Annotated in this window: 17 protein-coding genes; 4 read left to right on the top strand and 13 right to left on the bottom strand. The window is 31.4% G+C overall.

Annotated features, from left to right (window positions below):
- Positions 1 to 25: 25 nt before the first annotated feature.
- The 12 genes from HALSA_RS02900 to HALSA_RS12770 form a co-directional block, all read right to left on the bottom strand.
- A complete protein-coding gene (locus HALSA_RS02900) occupies positions 26 to 1,240 on the bottom strand; it encodes an MFS transporter (RefSeq protein WP_013405137.1) in 1,215 nt (404 codons plus the stop codon).
- 48 nt (positions 1,241 to 1,288) lie between these two features.
- On the bottom strand, positions 1,289 to 2,575 hold the full coding sequence (locus tag HALSA_RS02895; RefSeq protein WP_013405136.1) for a TRAP transporter large permease: 1,287 nt from the start codon (positions 2,573 to 2,575) through the stop codon (positions 1,289 to 1,291).
- 34 nt (positions 2,576 to 2,609) lie between these two features.
- Positions 2,610 to 3,170: a TRAP transporter small permease gene (locus tag HALSA_RS02890; protein WP_013405135.1), complete on the bottom strand. Its 561-nt coding sequence runs from the start codon at positions 3,168 to 3,170 to the stop codon at positions 2,610 to 2,612.
- Positions 3,171 to 3,288: 118 nt separating this feature from the next.
- Positions 3,289 to 4,293 carry a TRAP transporter substrate-binding protein gene (locus HALSA_RS02885; protein WP_013405134.1) on the bottom strand — a complete coding sequence of 335 codons (1,005 nt, stop codon included), beginning with the start codon at positions 4,291 to 4,293 and terminating at the stop codon, positions 3,289 to 3,291.
- Between the two features lie 79 nt (positions 4,294 to 4,372).
- Complete coding sequence (locus HALSA_RS02880) at positions 4,373 to 5,536, bottom strand: iron-containing alcohol dehydrogenase (RefSeq protein ID WP_013405133.1); 1,164 nt, start codon at positions 5,534 to 5,536, stop codon at positions 4,373 to 4,375.
- Between the two features lie 23 nt (positions 5,537 to 5,559).
- Positions 5,560 to 6,417, bottom strand: a complete 858-nt coding sequence (locus HALSA_RS02875) for a dihydrodipicolinate synthase family protein (RefSeq protein ID WP_013405132.1) — start codon at positions 6,415 to 6,417, stop codon at positions 5,560 to 5,562.
- A 16-nt stretch (positions 6,418 to 6,433) separates the two neighbouring features.
- Positions 6,434 to 7,456, bottom strand: coding sequence for a 4-hydroxythreonine-4-phosphate dehydrogenase PdxA (pdxA, locus tag HALSA_RS02870; RefSeq protein ID WP_013405131.1), 1,023 nt, complete (start codon positions 7,454 to 7,456; stop codon positions 6,434 to 6,436).
- Entirely contained in the window at positions 7,449 to 8,756 is a 1,308-nt protein-coding gene (locus HALSA_RS02865) for a four-carbon acid sugar kinase family protein (RefSeq protein WP_013405130.1), read from the bottom strand. Before HALSA_RS02865 ends, pdxA begins: the two co-directional genes overlap by 8 nt.
- 260 nt (positions 8,757 to 9,016) lie before the next feature.
- Positions 9,017 to 10,942 (bottom strand): sigma 54-interacting transcriptional regulator, encoded by a 1,926-nt coding sequence (locus tag HALSA_RS02860; protein WP_013405129.1) that lies wholly within the window; start codon positions 10,940 to 10,942, stop codon positions 9,017 to 9,019.
- Positions 10,943 to 11,137: 195 nt separating this feature from the next.
- A complete protein-coding gene (locus HALSA_RS02855) occupies positions 11,138 to 11,644 on the bottom strand; it encodes a hypothetical protein (RefSeq protein WP_013405128.1) in 507 nt (168 codons plus the stop codon).
- Positions 11,645 to 11,773: 129 nt separating this feature from the next.
- The gene (locus HALSA_RS13310; RefSeq protein ID WP_013405127.1) at positions 11,774 to 12,925 is read right to left on the bottom strand and encodes a YecA family protein; all 1,152 of its coding nucleotides are present in this window, start codon (positions 12,923 to 12,925) and stop codon (positions 11,774 to 11,776) included.
- 157 nt (positions 12,926 to 13,082) lie between these two features.
- A complete protein-coding gene (locus HALSA_RS12770; RefSeq protein WP_013405126.1) occupies positions 13,083 to 13,223 on the bottom strand; it encodes an OmpA family protein in 141 nt (46 codons plus the stop codon).
- A gap of 126 nt (positions 13,224 to 13,349) precedes the next feature.
- On the opposite strand from HALSA_RS12770, the gene HALSA_RS02845 reads away from it, so the two are divergent.
- From HALSA_RS02845 to HALSA_RS02830, 4 genes are read left to right on the top strand one after another with little or no spacing between them, the layout of a single operon-like run.
- Complete coding sequence (locus tag HALSA_RS02845; RefSeq protein ID WP_041595772.1) at positions 13,350 to 14,126, top strand: tyrosine-protein phosphatase; 777 nt, start codon at positions 13,350 to 13,352, stop codon at positions 14,124 to 14,126.
- Positions 14,127 to 14,141: 15 nt separating this feature from the next.
- Positions 14,142 to 15,260: a polysaccharide biosynthesis/export family protein gene (locus tag HALSA_RS02840; protein ID WP_013405124.1), complete on the top strand. Its 1,119-nt coding sequence runs from the start codon at positions 14,142 to 14,144 to the stop codon at positions 15,258 to 15,260.
- Between the two features lie 11 nt (positions 15,261 to 15,271).
- On the top strand, positions 15,272 to 16,735 hold the full coding sequence (locus HALSA_RS02835; RefSeq protein ID WP_013405123.1) for a GumC family protein: 1,464 nt from the start codon (positions 15,272 to 15,274) through the stop codon (positions 16,733 to 16,735).
- Positions 16,719 to 17,432 (top strand): CpsD/CapB family tyrosine-protein kinase, encoded by a 714-nt coding sequence (locus HALSA_RS02830; protein WP_013405122.1) that lies wholly within the window; start codon positions 16,719 to 16,721, stop codon positions 17,430 to 17,432. The genes HALSA_RS02835 and HALSA_RS02830 overlap by 17 nt, the downstream gene beginning before the upstream one ends.
- A gap of 31 nt (positions 17,433 to 17,463) precedes the next feature.
- On the opposite strand, the gene HALSA_RS02825 is transcribed toward HALSA_RS02830, so the two are convergent.
- Positions 17,464 to 18,590 (bottom strand): IS3-like element ISHahy2 family transposase gene (locus HALSA_RS02825; RefSeq protein WP_095522093.1). Its coding sequence is split into 2 segments (ribosomal slippage): positions 17,464 to 18,338 and positions 18,338 to 18,590, totalling 1,128 coding nucleotides; the frame shifts between segments, so codons are not numbered across the junction.
- Positions 18,591 to 18,658 lie beyond the last annotated feature (68 nt).

The following is an 18,658-nucleotide window of genomic DNA, read 5'->3' as shown; positions in this document are numbered from 1 at the left end:
CATAGAAAATATATTAGATTTAAAATTAAATCTTTCTTTCCTGAAAATATAATATCATTCCACCTACAAATGTAAATATAGCTAATACAAGCCAGCTATAATTATAATGATCAAATTGGTCTGCAATCAAACCAAAAACAGGTGGGCTTACTAAGACTCCAAGTCTAATAAAAATCAAAGATAAACCCGTTGCTAAACCTGTCATTTCTGAACTTGATCGTTCACCGACAACAGTAAAATATAATCCCATCCAACCCATAGCTGCTGTACCCAAGAAAAAAGAAAAGATAAAAATTAACCAGGTCAGAGCAGCTGCACGCCAAATAAAGTAACTATAGAATATGTATAATAAGCTGATAGTAATAATTAAATATAAAAAGCTTAAATGCCTCTTGTTTCTATGTAATTTATCACTCAACCAGGCCCAAAATATCCTGCCAAAAAGTCCACCAATCTGTAATACTCCAAGCATTAAACCTGCCATCTGTGGTGTGAATCCTAAATCCATTGTTAGATAAAGAGTGTAATGGTTGGGAATTGTTCCAGATGAAGTACCCAGAATCAACCCCAAAAAACAGACTAAAAGCATTGATTTATTAGCAAATAAAAGTTTAACTTTTTCTGACAAATTACCCTGGTCTTCATTTTGATAATTACTTACTCCAAAATCATCTGGTAATTTAAATTTCACCAAAAATAAGATTAAAATAGAATTTAACCCGGCTAGTATTACTGCCAATCTCCATCCATAAGCTACTGCAAGAACAGGTAGAAGACTAGCACCAACAAAACTTCCAACTCCTCCACCAGACTGCATTATACCCATCGACAGCCCTACCTTATCAGGTGGACTTTCATCAATAACCGCTTTGTTTAAGGCAGGAGAAATTACACTAAAACCCAAACCTGTAAAAGAAGCAAAAACAAGTAATATAGCAAAGCTTGATGTTAAACTATGTAAAATAACAAATATCCCCATCATCAAACCAGAAAGTAGCATTCCATTTTTGCTACCTATTTTATCTACCAACTGACCACTATAAATAGCTGCTATAGTTGCGGTAATAAAAAAAGCAGTTGAATAAAGCCCTACCTGAGCTCTACTAAGATTAAAATCACTTTGGAAAAAAGGCATTAAAGATTGGAGACCCTGTAATATAATTGTACCTGAAAAATAAGAAGAAGAAAGTAATAATAAGAATCCCCAATCGAGTTTACTTTTTGATTTTTGGCCTATCATATTTATCACTCACTTTTAAAAGCCTTTTAATTTATACCTAATTATTAATTAAAGAAAGATATTAGGTAAAAATAAGATAATATCCTGGAAGAAAATTAATACAAAAACTACAAACATATAAAAGCCAAGTAAAATCAGAATATGTTTCATCATCTTAGGCACACTAACCTCTGCTATTTTTGCAGCCATAAGTGTTGATAATCCATAAGGTGGAGTAATAGTTCCCACTCTGATTGACATTACAGTGATAATCCCCAATGCAACTGGATTAATAGCCAAATATGTTACTATAGGCCTAAGTAATGGCACAAATATTAGCATTGCTGAAGCAGGCTCCATAAAAGTTCCTAAAATTACATAAAGAATTGCAATTGTTATTAAAAAAGGTACCTGACCAACTCCAGCTCCTTGTACTAAGTTAACAATTGGCATCATTGCCCTGTAATATGTAAGAACCCAGGCAAAAAATGAAGCTCCACATATTAGTATATAAATTGTTGCCGTATCAATCGCTGACTGCCTGGCTACATTTATATAAGTTTTTATATTTCGTTTTTTGTAAACAAAAAAGATTATAACAAAAGAATAAATAACCGCAAATGCTCCAGCTTCAGATGGAGTAAATACTCCACTAGTTATACCTACAATAATTATCAAAAAAATTGAAGCAGGAAATATAGCTTTTTTAAGAGCTTTTTTCTTCATCTCAATAGTAGGTTTCTTATTATACTCTCCTCCACCAACATTTCTTGTTCTAGCATAATAATAACAGTAAATCATCTGCATAAGTCCAATTAATATACCAGGAATTATACCACCCAAAAACAAAGCAGCAATAGAAGTTTGAGCTATTGCTCCATAAACTATCATCAATATACTTGGAGGTATTATATTGCCTATGGCAGCAGAAGCAGCAGTAATAGAAGCACTGAATTCTGCACTATAACCCTCTTCTTTCATACCTGGGATTAATACTGTACCTATAGAACAAACATCCGCTACTGATGAACCAGAGATACCAGCAAAAAATATACTTGCCACAACATTAACCTGTGCCATGGCACCTCTCAATCTCCAGACCAAAACCTTTGATATATATACTAAATCATCTGTTGCCCCACCTGCTCCAAGTAGCTTACCACATAAAATAAAAAGTGGTATTGCCAATAAAGGAAAACTTCTCATCTGAGCAAAAAATCTGGAGGTCATCATCGCAATTCTTACTCCCGGATCTAAAAAAACAGGAATGGAAGATGCCAGAATAAGACTAAAGGCAACTGGTACTTTTAATAATAGGCTGACAAGAAAAATTCCCACAACAGCACCTAAAATCATTAAATCTCTCCTTTCTATATTATAGCTATTTTGATTATTTAATATTACAACTTCTATCCTGATGTTCTTCTAACAAATTTTCATTTTTGATAATATATCTTTTAACTAAATGCCATGTAAAAAATATTAACATCAAAATTGCACCGATAAATAGAGAACTATAATAATAGCCCTGAGTAATTCTTCTATCAACCAATTCTGCTTTAGCAAAACCTAAGTTAAAAGCATGATGACCTACCCGGAGCAAAATAAAAATTACAAAAAAAGTTACAATATCTACAATAAAATTTCTTATTTTTAGAATAATTTTTGGTGTAGACTCAGGAAAAATTTCGATTTCTAAATGATCCTGTGTTTTCAATGCAATTGCAGAACCTACAAAAGTCATCCAGGAAATAGAAAAACGAACTAATATTGTGAGTTGTCGAATTGAAGTACCAAAAACATATCTTAAAATTACCTGAGCAAACATAACTGTAGTCATAAAAACTATTAAAAAAGCTACAAAATAACCAAGGTAATCTGTAATTTTATTAATTATTTTTTCAATAGAAATTAAAATGCTTTGATTTTTCCTATTGTCTTTACTGGCCACAAATAATCACCCCTTTAAAATCAAACTTTATGTTACGGGTATTATAAGCTCATATGCGTGCTTAAAAACACACATATGAGCAGTGTATTTTTAATTATTATATTTTAAAATATAATAATTATTGAATATCAAAAATCTCAGCAACAACATCTTCAATCCCTAATTCTACTGCTTTGTCTACAACTAAGCCCTGAGAAGCATTTACAAAAGGAGCAGTATCTGGGTAAGTAACTGTTACATCATATTCTGCAACAAGCTGGTCTAATAAATCATCTTGCTCTCCCATTGCTTCATCAATAAATCTCATCTGTGCTTCTCTTGCTGATTCTTTTAAAATATCTTGTAACTCTGGATCCATATTATTATAAGTATCCATATTCATAACACCAAGATTAATATTAAATACATGCTGAGTACGAGCCAGATAGCCCGCTACTTCAGCAAATCCCATTTCTAAAATAGCATTTATACTACTTTGGGAGCCTTCAACTGTACCAGTCTGAATAGCAGTATAGACTTCTTCATATGCTATTGGGATAGGGTTTGCACCTAAAGCAGACCACCAATCCATCTCTGCTGCAACTTCTCTACTTCTAAAGTTTTGTCCATCGAGATCTTCAATCGAATTGATAGCAAATGTACTTAAGATATTTCTTTCAAAACCACCAACATAATAAATAGTTTCTAAACCAGGATTTTCTCTTAAAAGATCTTCAAAATATGATAATCTTCCGGGCTCATTCATTATTTCTTTATAATGTTCACCATCTCTAAATAGGTAGAAGGAATCCAAAATATCAAAATCTTCATGGTGCTCAGCAAACCAGCCTGGATCAAGACTTACTAAGTCTATTGCACCTTCGATGGTTCCTTCATAAAGTTCCGCGGCTCCACCAAGTTGAGCATCTGGATAAACTGTCATTGTTAATCTTCCATCACTTCTTTCTTCAACTAGTTCTGCCAAATAATTTAAGGTTCTAGTATGAATATGATCTCCTCGATTAATAGTTGCTGCAATTAAGTTTACTTCTGCCGCACTCATACTACTAGCAAAAATCCCTGTGATTAAAAATACTGCCAATACTAATAAAGTCATTTTTTTAATTTTAAACTTTTTTAACATTAAATTTTCCTCCTCTTATTTTTTGAATGTTAAGAAAATACCAGCAAGTCTTAAATTATTTTGATTACCTCACCTCCTTTTATTTCAAAGCTGTATTATATATATTTACTGCATCTTCATATTTAATCTCAATAGGATTATTATTGAGTAATCTTTCTACCTGCATTGCATTTTCTGCTAAATCATCAATTAATTCTTCAGTTATTTTAAAATCTTCAAGTTGAATCTCTAAATCTTCAATCAATTTCTGAATTTCTTGAACTGCTTTAGTGACTATCTGCTCCTCTGATAAGCCATCAGTATCTAGAGCCATTGCCTCAGCTATCTGAATAAATTTATCTGGTACTGCCTGGGAATTAAAGTCCATTACAGCAGGTAGTAATATAGAATTAGATAAACCATGACTAATTCCATATTTACCACCTAGCGGATATGATAAAGCATGAACTCCACCTGTGCCAGAATTAGTTATAGCTACTCCTCCCATAAAACTTGCCAACAGCATATAATATCTAGCCTCTTTATCTTCTTTATTTTTAACAGCTCTTCTGATATATTTGCTTATATATTCAACCGCCTTTAATGCATAGAGATCACTCATCTCATTTGATTTATTGCAAATAAAACATTCAACTGCATGGGTAAAAGCATCCATACCTGTTTCTGCTGTTACTCTGGCAGGTAGAGAGAGGGTTAAAGCTGGATCTAAGACAACTAAATCTGGAATCAAATATGAACTAACTATACCCTGTTTGCTCTCTACTTCTTCATTTTTGACAATTGAGTTTGGAGTTGCTTCTGAGCCAGTTCCGGCTGTAGAAGGTATCATTATCATAGGCAGAGCTTTTTTTTGAATTGTATCTGTACCTATATAATTAACTATTGAACCTTTTATTTCTCCAGCTGCTGCTAAAACTTTTGCAGTATCCATTACACTACCACCACCGATACCAATAACCCCTGTAAAATTCCTATCAACTTTTAATTCTTTTAAAGCATTATCTATATCCTTTATACCTGGTTCGCCCTTAATCTCGTCATATATACTATATTGTATGTTATTTTTATCAAACTCTGACCAAATATTATCTAAAAGTCCCAGTTCTTCAAGTATTTTATCAATAACTACTAAAACTTTATCTATTTTAAGCTCTTTTAGATATTCTGACAAATGATTTCTCTTATCATAACCAATTTTAATTTCTTTTGGAATCTTAAAATCTAAATCTTTAATTGCTATCACCTCTTTTATTTAAGTATGAGTGTTTATATATAGGGAGCCATTATATAATCAGAAGCTATTATTCCCTTTGCTTTAAGATGTTTTTTACACACCTTATTATTTGCTCTGCTTTGAGCTGGAAAGCTGTTATAAAGTTCTATTCTTTTTTTATTTAATTCAGATTGCAGCTTTCTGGCTTTAATCCAATCTTCTTTCTGAGCATTATTATAGATTTCTACACACAATTCAGGAAAAAGATGAACATCAGAAGGTACTACACCATCTGCACCTAAATAAATAGAAATATCGATCATATCTGAATGTCCTAAAGCAAAAGAAAAGTCCTTTTTATGTCTGAATTTCTCTACTCTTTCCCTAAAATTTCTTAAATTACTAGAAGAATCTTTTAAACCTATAATATTATCAACCTCTACCAAATTTTCTAAAGCTTTTTCGCTCAATCTCTGTCCAACTTTTACCGGAATGTCATAAATAATTATCGGCAACTCGGATTCAGCTGCTAAAATCTCAAAGTGTTTGATCTCTTCTTTTAGATTAGTTTTATCATAAAACGGTAAAGTACTGACATAGCCATCAAGTCCACTCTCATTTAAATTTTCAATATTTTTTAAGACCTCTAGGCTAGAAGGAGCTGAAACACCTGCAATAACAGGGACTCTACCTTCTGTATATTCAACAACAAATTTTGCTAATTTAAACTGCTCTGCTTTAGATATTAATGGGCCTTCTCCTGTTGTGCCAAGTATAAAAAGAGTATGAATACCACCATCAATTAAGTAATCAACAAGTTTTTCAGTAGATTTTCTATCTATTTTAAAATCTTTATTTAAAGGAGTAATCATTGGGGGAATAATCCCCTTCAAAATTTCTTTTTGCTCCATTTTTAAAACCTCCCTATTAATTTTCTGTAAATTGAATTGCCATTTCTATAGCCTCGATCATACTCTCCTGATTTGCTTTTCCTTCACCTGCAATTTCAAAAGCTGTACCATGATCAACTGAAGTTCTAATAATTGGTAGACCAACTGTAATATTAACACCACTTACCGATTCCCATTTTTCTAATTTTTGATTATATTGAAAGCCTATTACCTTCATTGGTATATGCCCTTGATCATGATACATTACAACTGCAATATCATACTGACCACCTCTAACCTTAGAAAAAATCGTATCTGGAGAAATAGGACCTTCAGCATTAATGCCAGCTTTTTGTGCCTCTTTAACAGCAGGGGATATTTCGCGCGCTTCTTCACTACCAAATAATCCCTGTTCCCCACAGTGCGGATTAAGTCCAGCAACTGCTATTTTAGGTTCCTTAATACTCAGACTTTTTAATGCCTGGTCGGCCAGATTTATTACGGTTAAAATTCTTTCTTTTTTAACTAAATCACAGGCTTCACGAAGTGAAACATGAGTGGATACATGAATAACTTTCATCTCATCATCTGCCAGCATCATTGCATAGTCATCTGTCTCAGTTTTTTCAGCAAAAATCTCTGTATGGCCTGAATAATGAAAACCAGCAGCATTTATAGCTTCTTTATTTATGGGACCAGTTACTACAGCATCAATTTTTTTCTCTTTTGCTAGTTCTATTGCCTTAAAAATATATTCTACTGCAGCTTTTCCAGCTTTTTTATCTACAACACCATATTGTATATCACTTAATTGGATATTTTCTAAATCCATTACATCTATTGTCCCATATTCTCCCTTAATATCATCTACAGATTCGACAGGATTAATTTTTAAGTTAGATGGAATTAAGTTCACTGCATCTTTTAAGAAATTAGAGCTTCCAACCACCACTGGATTAGCTTTCTCATAAATATCTTTATTGTTTAAAGCTTTTACTATTATTTCTGCTCCAATTCCTGCAGGATCACCCATTGTAATTGCTATAATGGCTTTATTCATTTTCTGATTTCATCCTCCTCAACATTTTATTAATGACTTTATCTATTGTCTCAACTTCACCGAAACCTCCAGCTTTACTGATTATTTTAAAATTGTTTTCTATATCTAATGTTATTGGCTCAACCATCGGTATACCTTCACTAATTTCAGCAAGTATTTTCATTTTATTAATCTTCAATAATTTACATAAACCTATTAGAGTATCTCCACCAGTAACCATTAAGTTTTTAATCTCATATTCTTTTATTATCCTTTTAGCTAAACTACCGAGACTATCTCTAATTTTTTCTCCTAAATAACGGAAAGAAATATCTTTTTCTTTTAATAGAGATTTGATTATCTTTTCATCCATATAATAAGGATCTGGTCTAATTACTATGTAATTTTGATTCTCATATTTTTGAATAATTTCATCATAAAAGAAACTGCTTGCCTCTTTATTGCTCAGTATTTTCTCAACATCAAGTTCATAAATAAAAAGTTCTTTATTTTTGCTCAAATAATTTATTTGTTGATTAGCAATACTGTTCCTCGAGCCATTAATTATTAAAAAAGGAGAGGCATTTAAAGAAAAATTATTTTTTTTGTTATCCAATGAATATCTTTTAGCAATAATATTGGCAAACCCAGCAGAACCTGAATATAAAACATTTTTATCTAAATTTTCACCAGCTGATAATATTTCATTTAAATGTTCTTCTGTAATAGAATCTAAAACAATAATTCTCTTTCCCTGATCATATAATTTTTTTACTTCTTCTAATATTTTTTCTCTACCTTTGATTATATCTTTTAATTCAACTTTCCCAACTGCTAAATCAGTTTGCAAATTTATAATTGATGGTATATATGAAGCTTCACCAGCATCAATATTTCTTTGGCTATATTCACTGCTACCTAAAGGTTCATCATTTACAATTAAATTACCACCAATAGTAAATCTTTTATTTTGAGGAAAACTTGGAGTCAACATTGTTAAATCCTTATTAGCAAAATTCATAATTAATTCTATTTCTGAACCTATATTACCTCTTAATGTAGAATCAATTTTTTTATATATAATATCCTCTTTTTTGAATTTCAAATCTTTAAATAATCTATTTAATTTGACATTACTTTCGGTCAAATTATTTTCCCTAGTTTCTGTATCAATAACACCTACCTTTTTTTCTGGCTTTTCATTAAAAAGATCTATTTCTGTTAAATCTTCTATTAATACCTTCACTTCATAACCCTGTTTATGGAACTGTACTCCAGTATCATTTGCTCCAGTAAGGTCATCAGCAATTATGTATATCAATTTTTATCACCTCCGAAAAATATTTACTTACTAAAGTTAAAATGCATTATTTATGCCAAAAGGCAGATTTTTTAGAAAATTTCTTATTTTATGCATTAAATTATGGTTTTGAAGCCAAATAGCAGGAGAAAAATATTTTAAATTAAATAATTTAGCAAATTTATTCTTTTTTCAAACTCTAAAAATAAGTTAAACACCAATTCGATTCAAAATGAACCGAATTGGTGTTTCATTATGAAATATAGTTTATTTTTGAAACATTAATTAACTTCATTTTTTAAATGTCTCCAAATTGTTGTCCTACCAATATCCAGTCTTTTAGCTGTTTCTGTTTTATTACCATTCTCTTCTGCCAGAACTTTTAAAATAATTTCTTTCTCAATCTCTTTTAAACTTCTATTTAGATCAATAATATTTCTATTTCCGCTAAGCTTGTTTTTCTTTTTTTGTGGCATTTTTAATTCAGCAACAGTTTTTCTGACCATATCAGTTAGAATATAATCTGATTTAGAACGAATGACCAGTTTTTCTATTACATTTTCTAATTGCCTTACATTACCAGGCCAGTGATATTTTTTTAGAATTTCAATTCCTTCTTCAGTTATGCCTTTAATATTCATATTTACCTTTGCATTAACCTTTTTTATAAAAAACTCTACCAGTTCTGCAATATCTTCTTTACGCTCCCTTAAAGGAGGAAGGTTTAAATTTAAAACATTGATTCTATAATAAAAATCCTCTCTAAATTCTTTGTTTTCTACCATTTCTTCAAGATCTTTATTTGTAGCTAAAATTATTCTTACATCAACAGGTGTCAATTTATTATCTCCAATTTTTCTAATCTTTCTTTCTTCAAGAAAGCGTAGTAATCTGGCCTGAATTTTTAAAGAAGTTTCCTGAATCTCATCTAAAAAAATAGTACCTTCATTACCCTGTTCTAACAAACCCTCTTTACCCTCTTTTTTTGCACCAGTAAATGCCCCACTAACATAACCAAATAATTCACTTACAATTAATTTTTCGGGCAGCGCAGCACAGTTGAAGGCTACAAATGGTTGATTACGCCTTGGAGAATGATTATGAATTGATTGTGCAAATAGTTCTTTACCCGTACCTGTTTCACCAAATAACAATAAAGGAAGGTCAACCTGAGCGTAATCTTTGGCTTCTTCTTTTATTCTTTTTAATACATTACTTTTACCAATAATATCTGAAAATTTATTTTTGACTGTATAACCCTTATAATTTAAATCTTCTCTCAGTTTCTTTTCGGCAATTTTAATATTTTTACCTTTTTGAAAGGTAATTACTATATTTGAAAGCTCTTTATTAATAGTTACTGGGATAATATTTGCAACTATTTTTATTTTATTAACAGTTAAAATTTTATTTTCTTCTCTTGTTTTAAGAGAAATATATTTTTCGAGTTCAAAATCTGGGAAAACATTTTTAATATTTTCACCAAGCACTTTATATATTTTTCTATTTAAAATCTTTGCAGCCTGAGGATTGAAAGTATTTATTATACCATTTTGATCAATACTAATTATTCCTTCATAGGCATAATTTATAATACTTTTGTTTTTCTGGGCTCTTTTCTTTTCTTTATTTCTAACTTCAGCAATGTCTTGAGCTTTTTTTATAGACTGAGCAAAGGCCTCTTTCCCCGATCTAATTAAAAGAGCATTCATATTTAGTTTTTTAGCTATTTTTACTGAAATATTATCTCCAACAACCCAATTAAAATTTTTAGCTTTTAATTCATTTAATTTATTTTCGATATAATAAGGTTGATTAGACCATCGCGGTTCAATAGTTAATACTTCAAGCTCAATGTCTAAAATATTACCTAACTGTTTGATACCCGAAGTAAAGGGGTCAAAACCAACCACAGCTATTTTATCAGTCTCTTCTTTAGCCTGATAAATTATTCTAATCAAATCAAAACCACTTACATTAACTCCTACTACTGGTACATCCATAACCTTACTTTCAATGCTTAATGCAGTTCCACCTCTGCTTATAATAACATCTGTTCCCTCTTCTTCAAGTTTAACAGCTATTGCAGCACCTTCTTCTAAATCACCAATATAGATTGGTATTTTAAGATTTAATTCTTTAGCTACTTCATTAAAAACCTCACCCATTTTTTTATAAGGAGCAATAAACGCTATATTATGTTTCATTAAAATACCTCCAAAAATATTAAATATATTGTTTTATCTAAATTTTTAAATAATTTATTTATATTATAGCATATTATCCTTTTCCAAACAGCGATTTTTTATAATTTTAAATGTTTGTAAGCATTTTAATATCTGTAACAGATAATTAAACCCCCTGGTTGAGCACCAGAGGGTCGATTTTTAGACTAATCATATTTAGTTATTTATTATTTTCTGCTTCAATTTATATATCTCTTTTTCATTTTCAGCTTCTTTGTTGATAAAAAAATTAATATCATCTTTTAGATCATCAATTCCTGATAGAGTTTCAGTCCTGAATTCACTCAGCATGCCAGTTTGTTCAAAAGTAGCATCTGCTCTATGTTCAATTCGAGCAAGTGTCTCATCAGTTTGTTCTCTAAAGTCATCAAATTCATTTCTGAAGTTAGATAATATATTTTCGATTCCGTCAAATTTAGAATCAAGACTACCTACTTTAGAATCCATGCTGCTTACTTTAGAATCCATCTTTTCTACCCTAGAATCAAGACTGCCTACTTTAGAATCCATGCTGCTTACTTTAGAATCCATCTTTTCTACCCTAGAATCAAGACTACTTACCTTAGAATCTAAACTTTCTAGCTTTGAATCCATTTTCTCCATTTTATTATCCATATTTTCCATTTTAGAAAGGATTTGATCTAAAGCCTTATCTTCAGCCAATTAATCTCACCATTCCTTTCTCCCGGGTTTCCATAGTGAAAATTAAATATAAAATCTGTACTAACTAACAGTTATATTATATACCAAAAAAAGGATTAAAACAATGAAAAAAACTTAAATCTTAAATTATTATCTGTTATTATCTTTTCCCAGACAGCATTTTTTATATTTTTCTCCACTGCCACAGGGACAGGGATCATTTCTGCCAACCTTTTCGCCTTTAACAACGGTCTGACTTCCAACTGAGCCAGAATTATATTTCTTTTTAGGCAGAGGTTTTAAATGTTTTCTTTCTTCTTCAAAAATATCGGCTGGGCTATGACCTTTAAGAATCCACATCCTGGTATTATTGTGCAGCTCATTTAACTGCCGCAAAAACTCGTCTGTCTGCTCTTCACTTTTAAAACTATATTGGTCAGCAAATTTTTGAAAGGTTATTATTGAATTTAAATCATTTTTTATGTCAAGCATCATTTCCCAGAGAATATCCTCTGCTGTATCATCGTTAATTGGAAAATCCTTTTTAAGCATTTTTTTGAATTTGCGCTGCACAAAATTAAGTTTCTCTATTTCATTGCTTCCTGCATAGAGTATTTCTTTTTTGTGCGGCAGATAATAATCGATGCTCGGTCTCATCTCTATTTCATCAATTATATTTTTTGGATTCAAAACTCCGGGGTCAAGATAATAATAATTATGGCGTTCAATATCATAACTTGAGAAATATGTTTCTTCTACTAAGTTTAATAGATGAATATAAGAATATGTTTTTTCTTTATTATTATAGTATTTTTCATAAAAATCATAAATTTGACTTCCACTTAACGCTCCATAATAAACTAATAAACCGCGAACAAAAGTCATAATTTCTTCGTTTTCTTTGATTTGTTCTTTAAACTCAGGTTCACTAATGATCTCTTTAATCTCTTTGACTAAATCAGCCGGAATTCTGACTGAGCTTTCTTCTTCATTATCTTTTAGATCTATTATCCCTCTGTAATAAAAATTATAAAGGGTAGGTGGTAAAATATCTCTAAAGTTAACTTCAACTCGATTGTTGCTTTTTTGCTCTGCAATTACTTTTTCTATAAATTCAATATTTCTTGAAAGTTGATAATTTAAGCAATCTTTAAGGTTTAATTTGATTCTTTCATCTAATGCTTCAATTAATTCCGCTTTATTTAGCTGACTGATTCCTCCAAACTGCCAATACTGTCTGATTTCAGTTAGGTCTTTTTTAGTTAAAGATGATAAAAATTGTTTTAAGTTATTTTGCTTCATAATCCCAATCCTCCTATAAAGCTGATAAAATTTTCCCTTCTAAAATTAAATATTTTCACTTTTTCTTTATTATAACATTTATAATTAAATAAAAACATAATTTCCATCAAAAAACCCTCCAGTTAAGCCCGGAGGGTTGTATATCATCTTTTTCAGCTCAAGGTTTAACCAGTTCCACCCGCCGATTTTGCTGTCTTCCCTCTTCTGTCTCATTGGTAGCCTGAGGAGCAAGTGGACCAACACCATAGGGCTGAAGCCTATTTTCATCAATATTATGATTATTAACAAGGAACTCCACAAGCCACTCTCGTTTAGCTAAATGACTATAATTTAACAAAGAAAGTAAAATTATATAAAAGCTCTTGTTAACTTAAATGGCTTATGCTATAATTAATATGGAATTTATAGGAATTAGGTGATAAAGATGATAGATTTACATACTCACTTACTACAAGGGATAGATGATGGAGCATCCACTCTTGAAGAATCTCTGGCAATCTTAAAAACTATGGAAAAAAGAGGAGTAACAAAAGTAGCATTATCTTCACACTTCCCAATTTATAAATATGATAATTATAAAAGTGAAATAAACAATAAATTTAAACTATTGCAAGAAAAAATTCGAGCAGCTGACCTTAATATAAAATTAATAAAAGCATCAGAAATACTTATAAGCCAAAATACAGCAGAACTATATTATAACAACAAATTAATATCTATCGGTCATTCGGATTATCTCTTGTTAGAAACATCACTCAACAGATATCCGAAATATTTTTTTGATGTGATTCATGATTTAAAAGCAATGGGAGCTAAGATAATAATAGCTCATCCCGAAAGATACCACTATGTCCAAAAAGATTACACCATTTTATACAAATGGCTGGAAGAATATGATTTAAAATTAATCTTTAACAGCTCTTCATTTTTGGGGCATCATGGCCAAAAAGCCCAAGCAACGGCTGAAAAATTATTGAGACTGGGTTTAGGCCATCTTATGGCCTCAGATACCCATGGTTTAATTAAAAGATCATTTACCCTTGATCAGGGACTTAAAAGAGCGGAAGAAATAAAAAACGGTAGTTCAAAAATATTTAAAGCTAATGCTCAGTCTGTTCTAAATAATAAAGAATTAAAAAACTTTAGAATTCAAAGAGAAGAAAAAAGCATATTGAATAATATTTTTTCTTTTTTGATCTAAAAAGGAGGAGTATCTTTGCAAATAAAACGAATATTATTAACAACGATTATAATATTGTTAATAACAACTCCAGTTTTAAGCCAACAGTATGAGCTAAATGTTGGTGATAGGATTTCTATTTCTGTTTGGGGTCATCAGGATTTAACTAGAGAATCAACTATAGATCCAGATGGAAGAATTTCTTATCCCCTGGTGGGAACAATTGAAGCTGAAGGTAAAAGTATAAATGAACTTAAAGAAGAACTTAAAGTTTCACTTGCAGAATATATAATAAATCCTGAAGTCAATGTCAGTATCTTATCTCATAGAAAATTAGAAATAATAGTAATGGGGGCAGTCAGAAACGAAGGCAGTTTTGAGGTTAGAGCTGATAATAAATTGCTTGATGTTATCTCTCTTGCCGGTGGAATAAGAGAAAATGCAGCTGCAGAAGAAACAAATTTGCAGCGAAATGACCAGAAGATTCCAATTAATTTAAAAGAACTATTAAGAGGCAATAACCAGGAAGATAACTATCAACTTGAAGATGGTGATCAAATTTTTGTTCCAGAAAGAGAAATACTTAATGCTTCGATTCAGGGCGAGGTAAGAAACCCTGGTCAATATGAGCTTAAACACGAACAGGAAATACGCCTCAATGAATTTTTAGCTCAAGCAGGTAGTGTTACCGAAAATTCTGGAGATATAATACGTTTGATCTCAGATGGTGAGCCGATAGAGTTTGAATTAGAAGATACTTTAGCTGCAAAAAGTGATTCGAATCCTGTTGTAAAAGCAGGGGATGCTGTATATATTCCTTCTGCTGTAGAGCAGGTAACAATACTAGGAGAAATATCAAGTCCAGGTAGCTATGAATGGAATGAAGATATGAGACTTGCCAACTTAATAGCTCAGGCAGGTAATACTTCAGATAGAGCTAATTTAGAGAAAATAAGATTGATTCACAAAGAAGGAGAAATGAGAGAAATTAATATAGAAGACTTCTTTGAAAATAATAATCTCGCAGCAAATCCTGTCTTAGAACCTGGTGACCTGGTTCTTATCGGAGAAGAAGACTCAATAAACTGGTCACGCGTATTCTTTATGTTTAGCGGCTTTAATAATATCAAAGACTTTTTTGATATAAGTTGGTAAGGAGCGATAAAATGCAGGATGACTACATAAATAACGAGGAAATTTACGAAATAGACTTAAGAGAATATCTTATGATAATCTGGCACAAAAAATGGCTAATTATTGCCTTAGTAGCTATCGCAATAATTGCTTCATTTTTTTTAACTCAACAGATGGAAAGAATTTATCAGACTTCAACTTTAGTTATGGTACAAACTGACAGTGGAGCAGCTAGTCTCTTTGAAGAACAACTTGCTTTTGGAGGTCGTAATGAAAAAACCATTAACACTTATAGCAGAATATTTACCAGCCGCCTCATTTTAGACAAAGTAATTAGAGATGTGGAACTAAAAAATGAAGCTGGAGAATATATATCAGCAGGTGCTTTACGAGGGAATATCTCTATTCAGTCAGGTGGAGAATCTGATCTAATGACCATTGAGGTTGAATATAATGATCCAGCAATTGCTCAAAAAATAGCTGATTCTCTGGTCGAGAACATGCAGTATGAGATCAGAGAATTAAATCAAGCTTCTTTGCGAGCAGCAAATGAATTTATAGATTCTCAGCTTGAAAATACTCAGCATAGGCTCTTAGATTTAGAAGATGAACTTTTAGATTATAGAGAAAACAATGAGATTCTAATGCCAGAAACTCAAGCACAGAGCCTTTTAAGTCGTTCTACAGAACTAGAAGCTAAATTGCTGGAAGCTGAAATTATGCAAGAGGAAGCCCAGTTAAGCATCAATGAAATTAATAATACCCTTGAATCAGTAGATAGAGATGAATCTTTAAACCGCAATCCTGAAATTACTGAAATACAATCCCAACTAAATACTCTTTATACTGAACTTGAAGGACTTAAAACAAAATATACTAAAAAACATCCAGAAGTACTAAATATCCAGGCAAGAATAGATTCTCTTGAAGCGAGACTCAGGGAAAAGACAGAAGAAATTATGGCTGGTAGAATAGAAAGAACTGATCCATTATATAGCGATTTTAACAACCAGCTTATCAATCTTGAAGTGCAGATGGTCACATCAGAAGCAAAAGTGAATTCCTATAGAGATCTAGCAGCTGAAGTAGAAGAAGAATTAGCAGCTTTTCCAGCAGCAGAACTTCATTATTTAAGACTTCAGCGAGAAAAAAATATTACTGAAGAAATTTATCTACTATTAAGAAACAGAAAAGAAGAAATAAGTATCCAACAGGCAATGCAGACCTCAGACATATTTGTTATTGATGCTGCTCATTTACCTACAAACCCTGTTAGACCTAATTTAACTTTAAATATAGCAATTGCAGCTGTACTTGCTTTAATGTTAGCAGTATTTATTATCTTCATGCTCGAGTTCTTAAATAATAGAATCAAAAATGAAAATGATCTGGAAAACATTTCAGACCTTCCAGTACTTGGAATAATACCTGATTTAGATGAGATAGATCACCATAAAAATTACGGTGAGGAGGATCAAGATGAAAAAGAAAAATAAAAAAAGTGAATTAAACAGTGACAAACTGGTCGCTCTCCACCATATTAAATCACCAGCCACAGAGGCCTTTAGAACTATAAGGACTAATCTTCAATTCATGAGTCCAGATGAAGATCTTAAAATCATAATGATAACTGGAGCGGAAAAAAGTGTTGGTAAGTCAACTATGGCTTCTAATCTAGCTATAACATTTGCAATGACAGGTAATACAACTTATTTGCTTGATACAGATTTGAGAAGACCAATGCTGCACCAATTATTTGGTCTTCCCAATTTTCAGGGATTAAGCTCTTATCTTTCTGGTGAAAAAGAAAATCTTGAGGAATTAACTGCTAAATGTGATCAAAGCGGGCTTTATATATTACCTGCCGGTCCTATCCCACCGAATCCAGCTGAAATGCTTGGTTCAAAAAGAATGAGTAAAGTATTAGAAAATTTACAAGAAAAAGCAGATATTATAATAATTGATGCTCCACCAATCTTACCTGTTACAGATGCAGTGCTTTTATCACAAAAAGTTGATGGAGTTATTATTACAGCTGAATGTAATGAAACCCGCAAAGATGTGTTTCAAAAAGCTCAACAGCGTTTAGAGCAGGTAGAAGCAAATATCTTAGGTACTATATTAAATAAATATCCTGTCAATAAAAGCTCTTATTATACTTATGAAAACTATTACTATTATGGTGAAGAATAATTATTAAAATCAAATGGATTGTCAATACTTTTTACAACAATTTTTTATCGAACATTAAATATCTATATTCAACAGGTGTTAGGTAATCTAACGACCCGTGGATTCTGTGGTTATTATACCAGTTAACATAGTCAAATAGCTCATATTCCAGCTCTTCAAAGCTGTTAAATATTCTGTCATAAGCAAATTCAGTCTTAACTACTTTAAAGGCTGCTTCTGCCACTGCATTATCATATGGGCATCCTTTATTGCTTAAAGAACGCTCAATATCAAACCTGACTAAAATATCATCGATAGCTTTATTTTTGAATTCATTACCTCTATCAGTATGTAAAATATTAATTTGATTTAGTGGTCTTTTAATACTTTTAAAAGCCTCAGTTACTAATTCGGCATTTTTCTTTTTACCTGCTGCATAACCAACAAATTCACGGTTGAAGAGATCTATGATCAGACAGACATAGTTCCATTTTCCTTTTACATTAACATAGGTTAAATCACTGACAACAACGTCTAGAGCTTCTTCTTTGTTAAATTCTCTGTTTACAATATTGGCAATTTTATCTTCATTACAGCTTGGAGAATGAACTTTGTATTGTTTTTTAGTATAAGTAGAAACTAGATTATATTTTTTCATTATTTTACCTATTCTTCGCTTGGACACCTGATAACCTTTTTTAGCTAATTCTCTTTTGATTTTTCTGGTTCCATAGTGATTTCTACTTGCTTTGTAAATGGAAATCACTTCGCTTTCTAGTTCAACATCAACCTGTTTTTCTTTAGGGGTATAATAGATCATACCCCTTGATATATTGAGTGCTCTGCACATGGCGCTAATACTGTATTTATCCCTGTTTGCCTTAATAACTGCTACTTTCGTCCCATTATCAGCGCCGCTTGCTTTAAAATATCATTCTCCATTTTTAACTGCTTGTTTTCTTTTTGTAATTTAATTAATTCTTTTTCTTTATCAGATCTATTATCTTTAGCGCTGAATGAACCTGAGTTATTATAGTCTTTTATCCATTTATGAAGTGTGGACCTTGCCATTCCATATTCATTGAGTATTTCAGTTTGATTTTTACCATTATTGGCCAGAGCAACAACTTTTCTTTTGATTTCTTCAGGATATTTTGTAGGCATGATATTTTCCTCCATTTTAGTTTGTTATTATCTTATTATATCATGTCCGAGAAAAAACTGTTTAATTAATTATACCCGATCCA

The sequence above is a fragment of the Halanaerobium hydrogeniformans genome (assembly GCF_000166415.1).
Lineage (GTDB): Bacteria > Bacillota > Halanaerobiia > Halanaerobiales > Halanaerobiaceae > Halanaerobium > Halanaerobium hydrogeniformans.
Note: the sequence above shows the minus strand (reverse complement) of the source record. Positions and strands in the feature narration are given on the sequence as shown.